This window comes from Streptococcus sp. SP1, from assembly GCF_030440005.1.
Classification (GTDB): domain Bacteria; phylum Bacillota; class Bacilli; order Lactobacillales; family Streptococcaceae; genus Streptococcus; species Streptococcus parasanguinis.
The window spans coordinates 1-17,925 of sequence record NZ_JAQFJJ010000025.1 but is presented as its reverse complement, the minus strand read 5'-3'; the positions used below and the strand labels follow the sequence as shown (position 1 = coordinate 17,925).

The 17,925-nt window shown below is 44.2% G+C and carries 16 protein-coding genes; 14 read left to right on the top strand and 2 right to left on the bottom strand.

What is annotated here, in order from left to right; genetic code table 11:
- Positions 1-130 precede the first annotated feature (130 nt).
- Positions 131-448: a hypothetical protein gene (locus PCY07_RS10025; RefSeq protein WP_049499760.1), complete on the bottom strand. Its 318-nt coding sequence runs from the start codon at positions 446-448 to the stop codon at positions 131-133.
- A gap of 278 nt (positions 449-726) precedes the next feature.
- A complete protein-coding gene (gene gdhA / locus PCY07_RS10020; RefSeq protein ID WP_049488980.1) occupies positions 727-2,073 on the bottom strand; it encodes an NADP-specific glutamate dehydrogenase in 1,347 nt (448 codons plus the stop codon).
- A gap of 299 nt (positions 2,074-2,372) precedes the next feature.
- Between gdhA and PCY07_RS10015 the strand changes: the two genes are divergently transcribed.
- The 14 genes from PCY07_RS10015 (at position 2,373) to PCY07_RS09950 (ending at position 17,643) form a co-directional block, all read left to right on the top strand.
- Positions 2,373-3,308 carry a dihydroorotate oxidase gene (locus PCY07_RS10015; protein ID WP_003016837.1) on the top strand — a complete coding sequence of 312 codons (936 nt, stop codon included), beginning with the start codon at positions 2,373-2,375 and terminating at the stop codon, positions 3,306-3,308.
- 124 nt (positions 3,309-3,432) lie between these two features.
- A complete protein-coding gene (locus PCY07_RS10010) occupies positions 3,433-3,789 on the top strand; it encodes a helicase BlpT (RefSeq protein ID WP_367316949.1) in 357 nt (118 codons plus the stop codon).
- 279 nt (positions 3,790-4,068) lie between these two features.
- Entirely contained in the window at positions 4,069-5,004 is a 936-nt protein-coding gene (msrB, locus tag PCY07_RS10005) for a peptide-methionine (R)-S-oxide reductase MsrB (RefSeq protein WP_301356277.1), read from the top strand.
- 303 nt (positions 5,005-5,307) lie between these two features.
- On the top strand, positions 5,308-6,651 hold the full coding sequence (locus tag PCY07_RS10000) for a CapA family protein (protein WP_301356279.1): 1,344 nt from the start codon (positions 5,308-5,310) through the stop codon (positions 6,649-6,651).
- A 3-nt stretch (positions 6,652-6,654) separates the two neighbouring features.
- Positions 6,655-8,319 carry a hypothetical protein gene (locus PCY07_RS09995; RefSeq protein WP_301356281.1) on the top strand — a complete coding sequence of 555 codons (1,665 nt, stop codon included), beginning with the start codon at positions 6,655-6,657 and terminating at the stop codon, positions 8,317-8,319.
- 22 nt (positions 8,320-8,341) lie between these two features.
- Positions 8,342-9,058, top strand: coding sequence for a DUF554 domain-containing protein (locus tag PCY07_RS09990; protein WP_070675372.1), 717 nt, complete (start codon positions 8,342-8,344; stop codon positions 9,056-9,058).
- Between the two features lie 184 nt (positions 9,059-9,242).
- Complete coding sequence (locus PCY07_RS09985; protein WP_301356285.1) at positions 9,243-9,821, top strand: HD family hydrolase; 579 nt, start codon at positions 9,243-9,245, stop codon at positions 9,819-9,821.
- Positions 9,822-9,959: 138 nt separating this feature from the next.
- The gene (locus PCY07_RS09980; protein ID WP_175742860.1) at positions 9,960-10,808 is read left to right on the top strand and encodes an HAD family hydrolase; all 849 of its coding nucleotides are present in this window, start codon (positions 9,960-9,962) and stop codon (positions 10,806-10,808) included.
- Entirely contained in the window at positions 10,809-11,441 is a 633-nt protein-coding gene (locus tag PCY07_RS09975; protein WP_301356288.1) for an SGNH/GDSL hydrolase family protein, read from the top strand. It begins immediately after the preceding gene.
- A 427-nt stretch (positions 11,442-11,868) separates the two neighbouring features.
- Positions 11,869-12,264 (top strand): CopY/TcrY family copper transport repressor, encoded by a 396-nt coding sequence (locus PCY07_RS09970; protein ID WP_301356290.1) that lies wholly within the window; start codon positions 11,869-11,871, stop codon positions 12,262-12,264.
- Positions 12,265-12,282: 18 nt separating this feature from the next.
- Entirely contained in the window at positions 12,283-12,654 is a 372-nt protein-coding gene (locus PCY07_RS09965; RefSeq protein ID WP_301356292.1) for a cupredoxin domain-containing protein, read from the top strand.
- Between the two features lie 10 nt (positions 12,655-12,664).
- Positions 12,665-14,887: a heavy metal translocating P-type ATPase gene (locus PCY07_RS09960; protein ID WP_301356294.1), complete on the top strand. Its 2,223-nt coding sequence runs from the start codon at positions 12,665-12,667 to the stop codon at positions 14,885-14,887.
- Positions 14,888-15,409: 522 nt separating this feature from the next.
- Positions 15,410-17,185: a pyruvate oxidase gene (spxB, locus tag PCY07_RS09955; RefSeq protein ID WP_301356296.1), complete on the top strand. Its 1,776-nt coding sequence runs from the start codon at positions 15,410-15,412 to the stop codon at positions 17,183-17,185.
- A gap of 110 nt (positions 17,186-17,295) precedes the next feature.
- Entirely contained in the window at positions 17,296-17,643 is a 348-nt protein-coding gene (locus PCY07_RS09950; protein ID WP_003017645.1) for a VOC family protein, read from the top strand.
- Positions 17,644-17,925 lie beyond the last annotated feature (282 nt).

Genomic DNA, 17,925 nt, shown 5'->3' with positions numbered 1-17,925 from the left:
CGCAGTGGTTGAGTGGGCTCTACTACGCTGATTTCATCAGCTTTTACAGCCCTACTCAACTGTGCGGAGGTGGGACGACGAAATCGAATTCTAACGAATTACCGATTTCTGTCCCACTCTCTTTTTTGGTCTATTTTAAGTGGCAGTATTTGAAGTCCAGCTTTTTAATCTGGTCCCAATTTTTTCGAGCCTCTGGTGGCAAGACGATGAGTTGCTGGCGCAACATCGTCGTGATTTCGAGATTTAAGGATTCGATGGGGAGGGCAATGGTTACGGAACTTTTTGCCCTTTGGATCTTGTCCATGCAATATTCAATATGATGGCAAACTGCACCGGTCTGTGATTGACGGCTAGCTGAAACCTCCTGACGCATATCAGAAAGCAGTTGCATCAATTCAGACTTAAGGAATTCGATCGTATCTGATTTTTCTTGAGCTAAAAGAAACATAAGCACACCTCCTTTTGCTATAGTTTAATACTAATTCATTAAAAATGCAAGGGGGTAAAGTAAAAAAAATAAAATTTTTTTAGAAAAAGATACAGAAAAAGAGAGGGCTTACATCTCCCCACTACAGAAGGTCGAACCCCTTGTCTTAAAAATGGCTTTTCTCCCTTGGTCGGGTTGACTTGATAGAGGTCGGTAGCTACAAAAAAACTCCTGAAACATACTGGTTTCAGGAGTTGAGAGGCTTTGACCCGAAGGTCTCAAAGAAAAATATCGATTGATTATACAAGACCTTGTGAAATCATCGCGTTTGCAACATTTTCAAAGGCAGCAATGTTGGCACCTGCAAGGTAATCTTTACCAAGACCGTAAGTTTCTGCAGTTGTTTTAGCAGTGTTGAAGATGTTGGTCATGATGTCTTTCAAACGTCCGTCCACTTCTTCGCGTGTCCATGAAAGACGTTGGCTGTTTTGGCTCATTTCAAGAGCAGATACAGCAACCCCACCAGCATTGGCTGCTTTAGCAGGTCCGTAAAGAATACCATTTTCTTTGTATACGTTGATGGCATCGATGTTACTTGGCATGTTTGCTCCTTCAGAGACAACTTTCACACCTTGAGCGACCAAGCGTTTTGCAGCATCGCCATCAATTTCATTTTGAGTTGCACATGGAAGAGCGATGTCATAGTTACCAGCATAAGTCCATACAGAACCTTCGTAGTAAGTAGCAGTTGGTTTTTCAGCAGCGTATTCAGTCAAACGAGCACGACGTTTTTCTTTAACATCTGTAAGAAGGTCGAAGTCAATACCGTTTTCGTCGATCACGTAACCGTTTGAGTCAGAGACAGAGATAACAGTTGCACCAAGTTCAGTTGCTTTTTGAAGAGCGTATTGAGCAACGTTACCAGAACCTGAGATCACGACTTTCTTACCAGCAAAGCTGTCGCCATTGGCTTTGAGCATTTCTTCAGTATAGTAAACCAAACCATAACCAGTTGCTTCTGGACGGATCAAGCTACCACCGAAACCAAGAGGTTTACCAGTCAAGACACCAGCATCGAATTGGCGAAGGCGTTTGTATTGACCGTAAAGGTATCCGATTTCACGTCCACCAACCCCGATATCACCAGCTGGGACATCAAGAGAAGGACCGATGTGTTTTTGCAATTCCGTCATGAAGCTTTGGCAGAAACGCATCACTTCAGCGTCTGTTTTTCCTTTAGGATCGAAGTCAGATCCACCTTTACCACCACCGATAGGAAGACCAGTCAAGACGTTTTTGAAGATTTGTTCGAAACCGAGGAATTTCAAGATCCCTTGGTTAACAGTTGGGTGGAAACGAAGACCACCTTTGTAAGGACCTACAGCAGAGTTGAATTGAACACGGTAACCACGGTTTACTTGGATGTTTCCTTCACGGTCAACCCAAGGAACACGGAAAGAAATCACGCGTTCAGGTTCTGTAATACGAGCCAAAATGTTTTCTTCGATGTATTCAGGATGTTTTTCAAAAACAGGTTCCAAAGTGCTGAGGAACTCTTCAACAGCTTGAAGGAATTCAGCTTCGTGGCCGTTACGAGCTTTTACAGTTTCGAAAGTGCTTTGGATATATTCTTTAGCAGTTGTCATGTTAATTCTCCTTTGTGAATGAAACGAAAACCAGCAAACCCGCTAGGGGAGTGGCTTTGAGACAGTTGACAAACAATGTCATGTTTTATTACATGGATCATTATAGCAGACTTTTTTTGGCTTGTAAAGAAAAAAGTTGAATTTTCTGAAAATTTTATCGAGACTAGGAAAGTCCGAATGTTTGGAAGAATTTTTAGCTTTGATTGTCCGGAAGCTTCCAAGTGATGGTATAATGAAAGAAGAAAATAGAGAGCATCCCGAACGATTCTGTTGGTGGTGTTTCAAAAAAGGAGTACAAGATGGTATCGACAAAAACGCAAATTGCTGGTTTTGAATTTGACAACTGCTTGATGAATGCGGCGGGTGTAGCCTGTATGACTACTGAGGAATTAGAAGAAGTGAAGAACTCAGCTGCGGGAACCTTTGTGACCAAGACAGCGACCTTAGAATTCCGTGCTGGCAATCCAGAGCCACGCTACCAAGATGTGCCGCTTGGTTCGATCAATTCGATGGGGCTACCTAACCAAGGGTTGGACTATTATTTGAATTACTTATTGGAGTTGCAAGAAACGGATCCAGATCGGACCTTCTTCTTATCTCTCGTCGGCATGTCTCCTGAAGAAACTCATACTATCTTGAAAAAGGTGCAAGACAGTGACTTTAAAGGCTTGACAGAGTTGAACCTATCTTGTCCCAATGTCCCTGGGAAACCTCAGATTGCCTATGATTTTGATACGACAGATCGGATCTTGTCCGAGGTCTTTGCCTATTTCACAAAACCTCTAGGGATCAAGTTGCCACCTTATTTTGATATCGTTCATTTTGATCAGGCGGCAGCGATCTTTAACAAATACCCGCTCAAGTTTGTCAACTGCGTCAATTCGATCGGCAATGGCCTCTACATTGAGGATGAATCTGTGGTGATTCGTCCGAAGAACGGCTTTGGTGGGATTGGTGGAGAATACATCAAACCAACGGCTCTCGCTAATGTCCATGCCTTTTACCAACGTCTGAATCCAGAAATTCAGATTGTGGGGACAGGTGGTGTCTTGACTGGTCGCGATGCCTTTGAGCATATCCTTTGTGGGGCTAGTATGGTGCAAATCGGAACGACGCTGCATAAAGAAGGAGTAGGAGCTTTTGACCGCATCACTGCGGAGCTCAAAGCTATCATGGAAGAAAAAGGCTACCAAAGCCTAGAAGACTTCCGTGGGAAATTGCACTACATTGACTAATCTTTCGAAAAGAACTTCCTCAAGTGGAAACTTGGGGAAGTTTTTTATGGTTTCTTATCAAGAGAGATCATTCTGTTCCTAGTTTTAGGAATTATCCATTTTTATAGAGAGAAAAAGGTGTACAATGGAGGTGAAAAGGAAGGTGATTTCTATGGAAGAAAGGGACGTGATTCAAGAGGCAAGGACGACGATCACCCTTCTTCAAACAGCCTTTTCTAAGGGATTCACCCCCAGTCCAGATGCCCTTCGATTTCGAGAAAATCTAGATCAGATGTTGAAAGGTTTACGAAAGGCTAGGCGGGTTGACAATCGTCTGTTGATTGAGTTGGAAAAGTTTTATCAGACCGCCAGTTTATTGATTGGTCTGGGTGGGCTAGCTTTGAACGAAGAGGCCTTTCAAGCTTGGCGAGCTTATGATCACTGGCATTACGAGGTTGTGAAGCCTCAGTTACAGGTCTACGGACCGACGGTGCTTTTATAGTTGATGTGCCTTGAGTTTGTCCACAGATATTCAGAGGAGGTGTTGGTCATGGTAGTCCTTCATGATTTTCTACATCAGTTAACCCTATCGTTTTGGAACTTTTATTACTCGCTCTTTTTCTTATTTGAAAAATAAGTGGGAATGCCTTTATCCCTTTTACTAGTATAGTAGAAGGGATTTTTGATGCAGAATCCTTGAAAATCTGAGGCTCTTGGATTATGATGGAGCTAATAGATGTCAAGCGTTCCTTGTGGGGAATGCAGGAAGCGAGGAAAAAAGATGGCAGAGATTTATCTAGCAGGTGGCTGTTTTTGGGGCTTAGAGGAATATTTTTCACGGATCCCGGGTGTAGAAGAGACGACGGTGGGCTATGCCAATGGCCAGGTAGAAACGACCAATTACCAACTGATCAAGGAAACGGATCATGCAGAGACCGTTCAGGTCATTTACGATCCAGATAAAATCACCCTACGAGCGATTCTGCTCTACTATTTCCGGGTGATCGATCCCTTGTCCATTAACAAGCAAGGAAATGATCGAGGACGCCAGTACCGGACCGGTGTCTATTATACAGACGAGGCAGACCGTGAAGTGATCGCCCACCTGTTTGCGGAAGAAGAGAAGCAACTGGGCCACAAAATCGCGGTTGAGTTGGAACCCTTGCGCCACTATATCCTAGCTGAGGATTACCACCAAGACTACCTTAAGAAGAATCCTGGAGGCTATTGCCATATCGATGTGACAGATGCTGAGCAGCCCTTGATTGATCCGGCAGCTTATCAGAAGCCAGATCAAGAAACCTTAAAAGCGAAACTGACAGCAGAACAGTACCAAGTCACTCAAGAAAGTGCGACGGAACGTCCTTTCCACAATGCCTATGATCAGACCTTTGAAGAGGGCATCTATGTGGATATTACGACTGGGGAGCCACTCTTTTTTGCTAAGGATAAGTTTGCATCTGGCTGTGGCTGGCCAAGTTTCTCCCGTCCCATTGCCAAAGATGTGGTCCACTATTACCAGGACCATAGCCACGGAATGGAGCGGATCGAAGTTCGTTCCCGCTCAGGCAATGCCCATCTCGGCCATGTCTTCACCGATGGACCCAAAGACCAAGGTGGCCTTCGCTATTGTATCAATTCGGCCTCTCTGCGCTTTATTACAAAAGAGGAAATGGAGCAAGAAGGCTATGGTTATTTGTTAAAAGCATTGAGATAATAGAAAAAGCATCTTAGAAACTTTCCTTAGGTTCAAAACTCCCGAGTGCCTGAAACATCATTGTTTCATGCACTTTTCTCACAGCGGAAAGTTTCAGTAGATGCTTACATCAGTTGAAAATCGTAATGATGTTTTCTGCTGTGAAGAAACCATTCTTTTAATATCAAATCATTTAGAAGTTCTGTTTTGCAGAACTTTTTTTCTCCTCTGGAAATTTGTGATACAATGAAGAGAAAGTATTTCAATGACAGCTCAATCTGTTGGCGGATCATTGGAGAAACTAGGTACGAAGAAGGGGTAGGAATGTTAGAGAAGTGGGAGAGTGTGAAAGGAACCATCAAAACGATGGGAAAAGAGCTATCGGCAGCCTTTGATTGGGCTTTTGATCGTCTTTTTTCAAAGATTCGACTGACCAATGAACAGTTTGTCTATGTGCTCTTGTCTGTCGTTTTTATCGTGGCCAATGCCATCTTGTGGGTGCAAAAGTTTCAAGGCTTTCCGATCACCGCAACCGAACGGCCAGAGGTTGTGTACAAGGCCAAGACACCGGCTGATCAGATTCCTCATACAGCGCGGATCATGGCTAATGGAGACCAGCTCTACCATGATTTGCTTTATATGAGCGCGCAAAAAGAAGATGGAAGCTATGATTTTCATGAAAATTATGAGTATGTCAAACCCTGGCTACAAAAAGCGGATCTAGCCTTGGGCGATTTTGAGGGAACCATTAACCCCAATTATTATTTGTCAGGATATCCTCTTTTTAATGCGCCGAGCGAAGTCGTACCAGCCATCAAGGATGCTGGTTATGATGTCATGGATTTGGGACATAACCATATCTTGGATTCAGGTCTAGAAGGGGTCTATTCGACAGCCAAGGCCTTTGAAGATGCAGGCATCACACCTGTCGGTGTCTACACGCATGAAAAGAGAGGCCAGGCCCCCTTGGTGATCAAGGAAGTGAATGGCATCAAGATTGCTATTTTAGCTTATGCTTACGGCTTTAATGGGATGGAAACGACGCTCACTCCAGAAGAGCAGGCGGATGTCTTGTCTGATCTGGATGAAGAGCGGATGAAGGCGGAGATCCAAAAGGCAGAGCAAGAGGCCGATATCACCATTGTCATGCCTCAGATGGGAATCGAGTACCAGTTGGAGCCGACAGAAGAGCAAAAAGAGCTCTATCACAAGATGGTTTCTTGGGGAGCTGATATCGTCTTTGGCGGTCATCCCCATGTTGTAGAGCCTGCTGAAGTGGTCAATAAAGATGGTCAAAACAAGCTCATCATCTACTCGATGGGGAATTTCCTTTCCAATCAGCGTCTGGAAACGATGGGGGACGTAGAGACTGCCCAATGGACAGAGCGAGGGGTCTTGATGGATGTGACCATCGAAAAGGTTGGTCGCAAGACACGGATTAAGACGGCTACTGCTCATCCAACCTGGGTTAGTCGGACTCCGAAGGGAACCTATTCTCCTGAAGGCTATGACTTGTACAAGTACCAGACCTATATTTTGGAAGATTTTATCCAGGGTGGCAAATACCGCGACAAGCTAGATGAGGAGACCAAGGAGAGAGTGGATACGGCCTACCGAGAAATGAAGGAACATGTTCACTTGGACTGGCCTCAGAGTGGAAAGGAATAGAGCATGGAAGGAAATGTGAACTGGATCCCGCTTGGGATCCTAGGATTGATAGTGGTGATTTGGGCAACCAAATTTCTTACGGCTATCCGCCTCAAGCAAAAGCTGAAGAAGGCTTGGGATGGAGCGCCTTTCTTTCGCAAGAAAGACACAGAAGAAAGTTTGATAGATAGTCTGACTTATCCAGCTAAGGGAAGGACGATCGATAGCCAAGTGGATGATCAGACCTGGCATGATTTGGCTTTGGATGCGGTCTTTGATCAGCTCAACTATACCCAATCGAGCCTTGGAGCAGAGGCTCTCTATCAAAAAATGCGCCTGCTGGAATTCCAGCCTCAGGACCAGCTTCATGACTTAGAAGCCTTCTTTGAAGAGCATCCTGATTTGCGCCTCAAGGTCCAGGTCATTTTCAACCAACTAGGCAAGAAGAACCACAACATGGCGCGGAGTATTGTCGCAAATCCCGGCAAGCATTATGCAGGTTTGCCCCTCTATCTAGCCTTGGCCTGCCTTCCCATTATCTGTCTCTTTGCCATCCCCTTTGAGCCAGTCGGGGCCATCACCCTCTTGGTGATCAGTGTGGTCTTTAATATCGTCTTTTCGAGTTTGCGCAATTGGTCCAATAAAATCCGTCTGGACAATGTCAGCTATTTGGTTCGCATCTTTGCTTCGGCAGAACGCTTGAGCCATCTAGCCTTGCCACAACAAGAAGAACTCAAGCAGGCAGTCAAACCCTTTAAGAAAACGCGGATCCTTGCCAGTGTCTTGCAGAGTCCAACGGGGACCTCTGAGATGGAAATTGTTCTCCTCTACCTCAATGTCCTCTTTTTACTCCCGCAGATCGCTCAGGTTTATATTTACAATCAGGTGAAGGCTCATCAAAAAGAGGCCCAGAAACTTCTGGATCTCCTTGGAGAGATGGAAGTCGCTATTAGCCTCTTGCGCCACAAGCGGGATCTAGAAGTGGTCTGTCAGCCAGTCTTTACAGAGACGGGTGGGATTGAAGGTGAGACGCTCTACCATCCCTTGCTGTCTAATCCGATTGCGAATGATGTGCATTTTCAGAAAAATATGGTCATCAGTGGGGACAATGCCTCCGGGAAATCAACCTACCTGAAAACTGTCGCCATCAATGCCATTCTGGCTCAAGGGTTAGGCTTTGCCTATGGAGAAAAATTAGCCCTTCCCTATGGTCATGTGCTAACGGCTATGGATGTGAGCGATGACATTGAAGTTGGAGATAGTTACTTCATCACCGAAAGTAAAGCTATTTTACGTATGATTCAGCATCTGAAAAAGCCTGGTTTTCACTACTTCTTTATTGACGAGCTCTTTAAGGGGACCAATACCATCGAGCGGATCGGATCAGGCCTTGGAATTGTCCGCTGGTTGGCTACTCAAAACTGTCTCTACATGATCTCCAGTCATGATATTGAGCTGGTCGCAGCCTCTGGTGAGGTCAATGATAATTACCATTTTGACAGTCGCTATGTGGATGGCAAGATCGTCTTTGACTACCAGATCAAGCCAGGGTCAGCCGTAACCAAGAATGCGGTCAATACTCTAGAAAGCTTACATTATCCAGAGGAGATTACGCAAACAGCCAAGGACTTGATTGACCAGTATGAAGAGACGGGACACTGGTCTTTGAAAGAGATTGAAAAAGAATGAAAATGAACGAAGGAGTTTGTAAATGATCGGTTTAGGGACCTTCTATAATGCCTTAGGGGTCGTATTTGGTGGGCTTTTAGGATTGCTCATCGGTCAACGTTTGTCAGAAGATTTTCATGAGACCCTTCTGAAAGTGACAGGAGTTGCTGTTTTTGTCTTGGGCATCGCAGGGACCTTGGAAAAGATGCTGGTGGTGCATGGAAGTCATGTGGAAAGTCACGGCAGTATGATGTTGATTCTGAGTCTAGTGATCGGGACCGTTATCGGGGAACTCTTGAAGATTGAGGAGGGCTTTGAGCGCCTGGGAACTTGGCTAAAGGAAAAGACGGGCAACCAAGGCGATACCAGCTTTGTTGATGCCTTTATGACCACGGCCTTGACCATTTGTATCGGGGCTATGGCGGTGGTCGGAGCTGTCCAGGATGGCTTGACAGGCGACACCTCGACCTTGTTGGCCAAGGCTATTCTCGATATGGTTATCGTTCTGGTCTTGACCGTTTCAAAAGGAAAGGGCGCAATCTTTGCGGTGGTACCACTTGTGATCCTTCAGGGATTGATCACGCTGTTGGCCCATTTGATCGCACCGATCATGACTCCACAAGCCCTTTCGAATCTGTCCCTAGTTGGCTCCAGCCTCATTCTCTGTGTAGGGATCAATCTCATCTGGGGCAAACGAATCAAGGTCGCCAATCTCCTTCCGGCAGTGCTAATTGCCATTATTTGGGCTTTTGTCGGGTGAAAAATAGAAGCTAACCGGTAAAGACTGATTAGCTTTTTTTGCTTGTCCTTGTAGTCTTGTTAGAAAAATGAAGGTGCTCCCAAAAAGAGGGGCATTTTCTTTTTGCAAATACGGGAATTCATTTATGGAAAACAGGATTTTTGGTATGATAGTCGTAATTTCGAATAGGGAGGTTGGAGTCGCCATGAGTGATTTGAATCAGACAGTTGAATTTATTAAAGAAATAGAGAAATTGAAGTCAGTAACAAGGTTTAATAGAACCCTTGATGGACGGTTTGAAAATAGTGCCGAGCATTCTTGGCAGGGTGCGATCGCTGCGATGGTTCTGCAAGATTATTATCCTGAAAAATTGAATATGGAAAAGGTGATTTCTATGTTACTGATCCATGATTTAGGTGAGATTTATGCTGGAGATACTTGGGTATTTGATGATGAAAAAAAGCTTCATGCTCATGATAGAGAGCTAGAATCTATAGAAAAAACAATGAGCCTCCTTCCAGAAGCAACATATTTGAATATGAAAAATTCGTGGTTGGAGTTTGAAAAAGGGCAGAGTCCTGAGGCAAGATATGCAAGAGTGATTGACGCATTGGTACCACTGATTAATCACTTAGAAGTGTCAGAAGTCAATTATAATCCTGATCATATCCGTTCAGAGATGGTATTAGAAAAGAAAAAGTTCATAAAAAGTGAATCGGAAGAATTATGGAAACTGACAGAAGAGTTAATTCAGGAAAGTGTAGAAAAGGGCTTATATTTATAAGATCCTTTGTCCTTTAGTAGCAACCTTCAGCCCAAGAGGAAGCCACCTGTTCTCACGGGTAGTTTTGACTGGCTTGATCTGTGGTATAATGGAAACAGATAATTTACACCCTCTTTGAAAAGGAAAAGGTTAGATTGTATGATTAAGTTGATAGCAACAGATATGGATGGAACCTTATTAGATGAGCGAGGAGAGGTGGATCTTCCGCGCCTGGAAAGGCTATTGGACCACTTGGATCAAAAAGGGATTCGCTTTGTCATTGCGACGGGAAATGAAATCCATCGCATGCGCCATCTCTTGGGTCCTTTAGTCAAACGGGTGACTCTGGTCGTAGCCAATGGAGCTCGGATTTTTGAGGACGACCAGATGATTCTAGGAAAATTCTGGGATCGAGAACTAGTAGAGGCGGTTCTTGCTTATTTTAAGGGGCGGGAAATTTCAGACCAGCTAGTTGTGTCAGCTGTCAATGGTGGCTTTGCCAAGGAAGGAACGGTCTTTACAGAGGTTGAGAAATTCATGCAGCCGGAAGTGATTGAAGCCTTGTACAAGCGGATGAAGTTTGTTCCGGAATTGACAGCAGATCTATTTGATCAGGTGCTTAAAATGAGCTTGGTGGTTGGCTTGGATCGTCTCGATCAAGTGCGCCAAGAAGTCCAGCAGGCTTTTGGAGATCAGCTGATGGCGGTTTCGAGCGGTTTTGGAAGCATGGATCTCTTACAAGCAGGCATTCACAAGGCCTGGGGACTGGCTCAATTAATGGAGATGTGGCAGCTTAATGCCAGCCAGGTCATGGCTTTTGGGGATAGCGGAAACGACATCGAAATGCTTGAAATGGCTGCTCACTCCTATGCTGTAGCTAATGCAGAAGAAGCTGTCCAAGCTGTTGCCAAACACCTAGCGCCGAGTCATCAAGAAGGCGGTGTCTACCAGGTGATCGAAGAGTATCTAGGATTGACCTCCTGGGAACAAGTGAAAGGAAAGAAATAGATGGCAGTACAGCTGTTAGAAGACTGGCTCTTAAAGGAGCAGGAGAAAATCGTAACAACCTATCGGGAGCTCAATCAAGCCCCTCTGAAGGAGCCTGGTTTGATCTTTATTGGAGACTCTATCGTGGAGTATTTCCCCATTCATGAACTATTACAAAGTCCCAAACACATGGTCAATCGAGGAGTACGAGGCTATAAGACGGATCTCCTTCGTAAACATCTAGATGCTCATGTCTTTGGAACGGCGGTGGATCAGATCTTTCTCTTGATCGGGACCAATGATATCGGAAAAGAAATCCCTCAAAAGGAAACCTTAGACAATGTAGAAGCGGTCTTACAAGCGATCATGCGGGACTTTCCGCTGACCCACATTAACCTGATCTCGGTTCTACCGGTGAGTCAAGAAGAACGCTACAAGCAAAAGGTCTATGTGCGGACCAATGGAAAAATTCAAGCCCTCAATCAAGCCTATCGCGAATTGGCCCAAGCCTACCACCAGGTCAGCTATGTTGATGTGTATTCGTCTTTATTGGATGAAAAGGGGCAGTTGGCAGAAGCCTATACGACTGATGGCCTTCATTTAAGTGTGGCTGGTTACCGCATTCTAGCCAAAGCTCTGCAGGAGAAATTATAGAGATAAGATAGGAAAAAAGCCCAACCAAACAAATCTTCACAAATCTTCAAAGAAAAATTTCAGATTGAAGATAAAGTCTTCTTAAAAACTTTCCTTAGGTGAGTACGGACGTCAGCGAACTTCGAAGAAGTTCCATGACTTAGTTTTGGACCTAAGGTTCCAAAACTCCCGAGTGCTAGAAACAATAGTGTTTCTAGCACTTTTCTCACGGCGGAAAGTTTCAGGAAATATTTGAATGGTTCTTATAATTGAAATCAATTCTATTTCTTTTTAGATTTCCTTAGATGATTTTTTGTAAAAACAGATTGTCTACCTTCCCCTATTTCCAAGAGGAATATTTTTTTGTCTTTTTTGGTTGACAAATGTAAATCTTGGGAGTAGAATAGCATTATAAGATTTACAAATGTAGATTTTGAAAGGAGAGGCCATGCAAATTTCCAATGCGGAATGGCGCATCATGAAGATTATCTGGATGGAAGGCAAGCAGACCAGCACGGATTTGATCGCAGTCTTGTCTGAGCGCTTTGACTGGTCGAAGTCGACCATCAAGACTCTCTTGACGCGCTTGGTGGAAAAGGGCTGTCTGACCAGAGAAAAATCAGGCAAAGCCTTTGTCTACTCGGCACTGTTGACGCAGGACCAGAGTTTAGACTTGGTCGTTGAGGATGTGAAGGACAAGGTTTGTTCAAAAAGGATTGTCCAGGTGCTTGAAAACATGATTCAGGCGAGTGACTTTACGCTAGCAGATCTTAATCAGCTACAACAAGTCCTCGAAGATAAGAAAGCAGAGGCTGTCGAAACAGTCCCTTGCAATTGTATGTAATAGAAAGAAGGAAATTCCATGTTTGGATTGGTGATTAGTATTGTTTGTTTACTTGTAGTTGCTTTTATTGCTTGGTGGTTCTTTGCAGAACATGAAAAGATGAGCGACCACGCTCGTCAAAAATCAGGTTATCAAGAAATTGAAGTCGAAGTTATGGGGGGCTATTCGCCTGAAACCATCGTTCTGAAAAAGAATGTTCCAGCCCGGATCATCTTTAACCGCAAGGATCCCTCTTCATGTCTTGACCAAGTGGTCTTTCCAGACTTTGGGGTGCATGAAGATTTGCCTTTGGGTGAAAAACATGTCATTGAAATTACGCCAGAAAAAGCGGGCCAATATGGGTATTCATGTGGAATGAACATGATGCATGGTCACATGATTGTGGAATAAAGGAGTAGGTATGGCAGAAAATCAAAAAGCAGTTGTGGAAAACGGAGTGCAAAAGATCCGTATTACAGCAGAAAAGGGCTATAGTCCCAAAGAATTTCAACTCCAAAAAGGGATTCCTGCTGAAATCACCTTCCATCGGGTCAATCCATCCGGCTGTTACAAGGAGATTTTGTTTGAAGATCAGGGGATTTTAGAACCTTTGGAAGTCGGTTTGGATAAGGTCATTTCCTTTACGCCGACAGAAACAGGGGACTTTGAGTTCTCTTGTGGAATGAAGATGCAAAAGGGTTCCTACACGGTTGTGGAAAAACGCCGTCGTGTCTTGAGTTTGCTGGATCGTTTTTGGATCACCAGTATCTTTACCCTTCCCTTATTGATCTTGATGATCGGGATGATGGCAGGATTTGTATCCCATCCAGTCAGTCACTGGGGGACCTTTCTCGCGACAACGCCGATTATGCTAGTGGCAGGTGTGCCCTTTATCAAGAGTGCCTGGGCTTCTTTTAAGAAACACCATGCCAATATGGATACCTTGGTAGCTCTGGGAACCCTGGTAGCCTATGTCTATAGCGTATTTGCTCTTTTTGCTGGTCAACCAGTATACTTTGAAAGCGCGGGCTTTATCCTCTTCTTTGTTCTTTTAGGGCAAGTCTTTGAGGAACGGATGCGAAAAAATGCCTCCAAGGCTGTGGAAAAGTTGTTGGATTTGCAGGCAAAAACAGCTCAAGTTCTTCGTGATGGGGACTATGTGGAAGTGGCGGCTGAAGATATCCACATTGGTGACTTGATTCGGGTCCGTCCTGGGGAAAAGATCGCGGTCGATGGGACCATTGTGGAAGGAAGCACAACCATTGATGAGTCGATGGTGACAGGTGAAAGCCTGCCTGTGGAAAAATCAGTTGGTGATGCCGTCATTGGTTCCACCATCAACAGCAATGGGACCATTCTCTTCAAGGCTGAAAAAGTTGGTAGTGAGACCCTCTTATCTCAAATTGTGGCCTTTGTCAAAATGGCCCAATCCAGTCGTGCTCCCATTCAAGATTTGACGGATAAGATTTCAGGTATCTTTGTTCCAGCGGTGACGATTTTAGCTATTGGAACCTTCTGGGTTTGGTCCGTGCTTTTAGGAGCATCGCTTCAAGAGGCCATGCTCTATGCAGTCTCTGTCCTCATTATTGCCTGTCCTTGTGCCCTTGGTTTGGCGACGCCAACAGCCCTCATGGTCGGAACTGGTCGCAGTGCCAAGATGGGGGTTCTCATTAAAAATGGAACGGTTCTTCAAGAAGTGCAAAAGATTCAAACTGTTGTGTTTGATAAGACAGGGACCATCACCATTGGCCAACCCCTCGTAACCGATGTGGTAGGAGATGAAGCGCGTGTCTTGACACTGGCTGCTAGTCTTGAAACTTTTTCAGAACATCCCCTAGCGCAAGCGGTCTTATCACGAGCAGAAGAAAAAGGTTTGGTGCTATCTCCTGTGGAAAACTTCCAAGCGATCGAAGGAAAAGGGGTCCAAGGTCAGATCGATCAGCAGTTGGTGACCTTGGGAAATGGCAAACTCCATGATGGGACAGCGATGGATCCTGAGCTCGAAAAACGGATGGAAGATTTGCAAAAGCAGGCCAAGACAGTCATCAGTTTGGCTGTGGATGGTCAAGTGATTGGCTTGATTGCCATTCAGGATGCTCCAAAGGCCAGCTCAAAAGAAGCTATCAAAAAGCTCAAAGAACGGGGCTTAAAGACCGTCATGTTAACTGGGGATAACGAACGGGTAGCCCAGGCCATTGCCGATCAAGTGGGAATTGATACCGTCATTGCCGATGTTCTCCCACAAGAAAAGGCCAGCGCCATCCAAAAACTGCAAGAAAGCAGTAAGGTAGCCTTTGTTGGAGATGGGATCAATGATGCTCCAGCTCTTTCGATTGCAGATGTTGGAATTGCCATGGGATCTGGTACGGATATTGCGATCGAGTCGGGTGGCATCGTGCTCACGCAAAATGATTTGCTTGGCGTCGTTCGCGCCTTTGATATGAGTCAAAAGACCTTCCGTCGGATCTTGCTCAATCTTTTCTGGGCCTTTATCTACAATGTCATTGGGATTCCAATTGCTGCCGGAGTCTTTGCAGCCCTAGGGTTGACCCTCAATCCAGAACTAGCAGGGCTTGCCATGGCCTTCAGTTCCGTATCTGTTTTGACCAGCTCGCTACTCCTCAATGTCGCAAAAATAGATTAAAGAAAATAAAAAGTGGTATAGCATGCAGTATCGTTTAGAATGTAGAAAAACTTTTTTAAGTAATATAAGTTAAGTGATTCAGCGAAGAAAAACAAATGAGTTCCAATTTTTAGATTGAATCAAGAAATACCAAAAACTTTCCGCCGTGAGAAAAGAGAGTGGGACAGAAATCGAATTCTAACGAATTACTGATTTCTGTCCCACTCTCTTTTTTATCTTTCCTTACAGCTCTAAGGGAAAAGGTCAGGTAAGAAAATATAGCATAAAATCCTATTGTAGGATAGTTTGTGAAATTTTCTCAAAATAGTCATCTGTTATGGAATAGGGATTGAGCATCTTTGAGCAGATCTTTATACATGTGAATCTCTTTGTGATAAATTAATACTGTAATCGTTTTGTAAATCGTTTTCATTAGAAAAGTCTGAAAAAACTCATTTTCAAGGCGAGATGATCGCAAAGATGAAGTAGAAGCGCTATGCTGCATTTTTAAAGGATCAAAAGAGATTTTAAAGGAGAGTTAAAATGACTCAAGGAAAAATTACTGCATCTGCAGCAATGCTTAACGTATTGAAAACATGGGGAGTAGATACGATCTACGGTATCCCGTCTGGAACACTTAGCTCATTGATGGACGCTTTGGCTGAAGACAAAGATATCCGTTTCTTGCAAGTTCGCCACGAAGAAACTGGTGCTCTTGCAGCGGTTATGCAAGCTAAATTTGGTGGCTCTATCGGGGTTGCAGTTGGTTCAGGTGGACCTGGTGCGACTCACTTGATCAACGGTGTTTACGATGCAGCGATGGATAACACTCCATTCCTTGCCATTCTTGGATCACGTCCAAACAACGAGCTGAACATGGATGCCTTCCAAGAGCTTAACCAAAACCCAATGTACAACGGTATCGCTGTATACAACAAACGTGTAGCTTACGCAGAACAATTGCCAAAAGTAATCGACGAAGCTTGCCGTGCTGCCGTTTCTAAAAAAGGTCCAGCCGTTGTTGAAATTCCAGTAAACTTTGGCTTCCAAGAAATCGACGAAAACTCATACTACGGATCAGGTTCTTATGAACGTCACTTTATCGCTCCTGCCTTGAACGAAGTTGAAATTGACAAAGCAGTTGAAATCTTGAACAATGCGGAACGCCCAGTGATCTATGCTGGTTACGGTGGTGTCAAAGCTGGTGAAGTGATTACTGAATTGTCTCGCAAGATCAAAGCACCAATCATTACAACTGGTAAAAACTTTGAAGCCTTCGAATGGAACTACGAAGGTTTGACAGGTTCTGCTTACCGTGTTGGTTGGAAACCAGCCAACGAAGTGGTCTTTGAAGCGGACACAGTTCTTTTCCTTGGATCAAACTTCCCATTTGCTGAAGTATACGAAGCCTTCAAGAACACTGAAAAATTCATCCAAGTGGATATCGACCCTTACAAACTTGGTAAACGCCATGCCCTTGACGCTTCCATCCTTGGGGATGCAGGTCAAGCAGCCAAAGCGATCCTTGATAAAGTAAATCCAGTTGAGTCTACTCCATGGTGGCGTGCAAACGTGAAGAACAACCAAAACTGGCGCGACTACATGAACAAGCTTGAAGGTAAAACGGAAGGCCCATTGCAATTGTACCAAGTTTACAATGCCATTAATAAATACGCTGATGAAGATGCGATCTACTCAATCGACGTCGGTAACTCAACTCAAACATCAACTCGTCACCTTCACATGACACCGAAGAACATGTGGCGGACATCTCCACTCTTTGCGACAATGGGGATCGCCCTTCCTGGTGGTATCGCTGCTAAGAAAGACAATCCAGATCGCCAAGTATGGAACATCATGGGTGATGGAGCCTTCAACATGTGCTACCCAGACGTGATCACTAACGTTCAATACAACCTTCCAGTCATCAACGTGGTCTTCTCAAATGCTGAGTATGCCTTCATCAAGAACAAATACGAAGACACAAACAAACACTTGTTTGGTGTTGACTTCCCTAACGCTGACTACGCGAAAATTGCAGAAGCACAAGGAGCTGTTGGATTCACAGTAAACCGTATTGAAGATATCGATGCAGTCGTTGCAGAAGCTGTGAAACTCAACAAAGAAGGTAAGACAGTTGTGATTGATGCTCGTATCACGCAACACCGTCCGCTTCCAGTAGAAGTTCTTGAGTTGGATCCAAAACAGCACTCAGAAGAAGCTATCAAAGCCTTCAAGGAAAAATACGAAGCAGAAGAACTCGTACCATTCCGCCTCTTCTTGGAAGAAGAAGGGTTGCAATCACGCGCAATCAAATAATTCTTCTCGTCGAAAATCAAATGTAAAGTTTGTAAATTTTATTCATTGATTTTCATAGAGAGAAACTTGAAAAGATCGGAGCCATCCGGTCTTTTTGTGGAGGATAAGAAATGAATTTAAATCAATTAGATATTATCGTTTCAGATGTTACCCAAGTTTGTGCTAGCTTGGAGCGTATTTTGGATAAAAAGGCTGATTATGTTGATGATAGTTTTGCTCAGTTCACGATTGGCAGTCACTGTCTCATGTTGTCTCAAAATCATTTGATTCCTTTGGAAAATTTTCAGTCAGGAATCATTCTTCATATCGAGGTTGAGGATGTAGACCAGAACTACAAACGGTTGAAAGAGCTTGGTATCCAGGTTTTAAACGGCCCAGTTGTAACCGATTGGGGAACCGAAAGCCTGTTAGTTGAAGGCCCTTCCGGACTAGTGCTTGATTTTTATCGTATGAAGTAGGTAATTCTATTATCAAATTTTTCATCAAAAAATTTAAACGTTCTTGGAGTGGAACTTAAAAAGATCGGAGTTATCCGGTCTTTTTTATTAAAGACAAAGTCTTCTTTGAAACTTTCCTAATGTGAGTACGGATGTCAGCGAACTTCGAAGAAGTTCCATGACTAAATCAAGATGCAAAGGGCGTCTGCGGATAAAGTCAAAATAGGGAGCAGGACAGAAGCACTTTTGTATGGAATTGCTTCGTTGGCCTGCCCCCACAAGGCTGATTAGGATTCTTCCGAG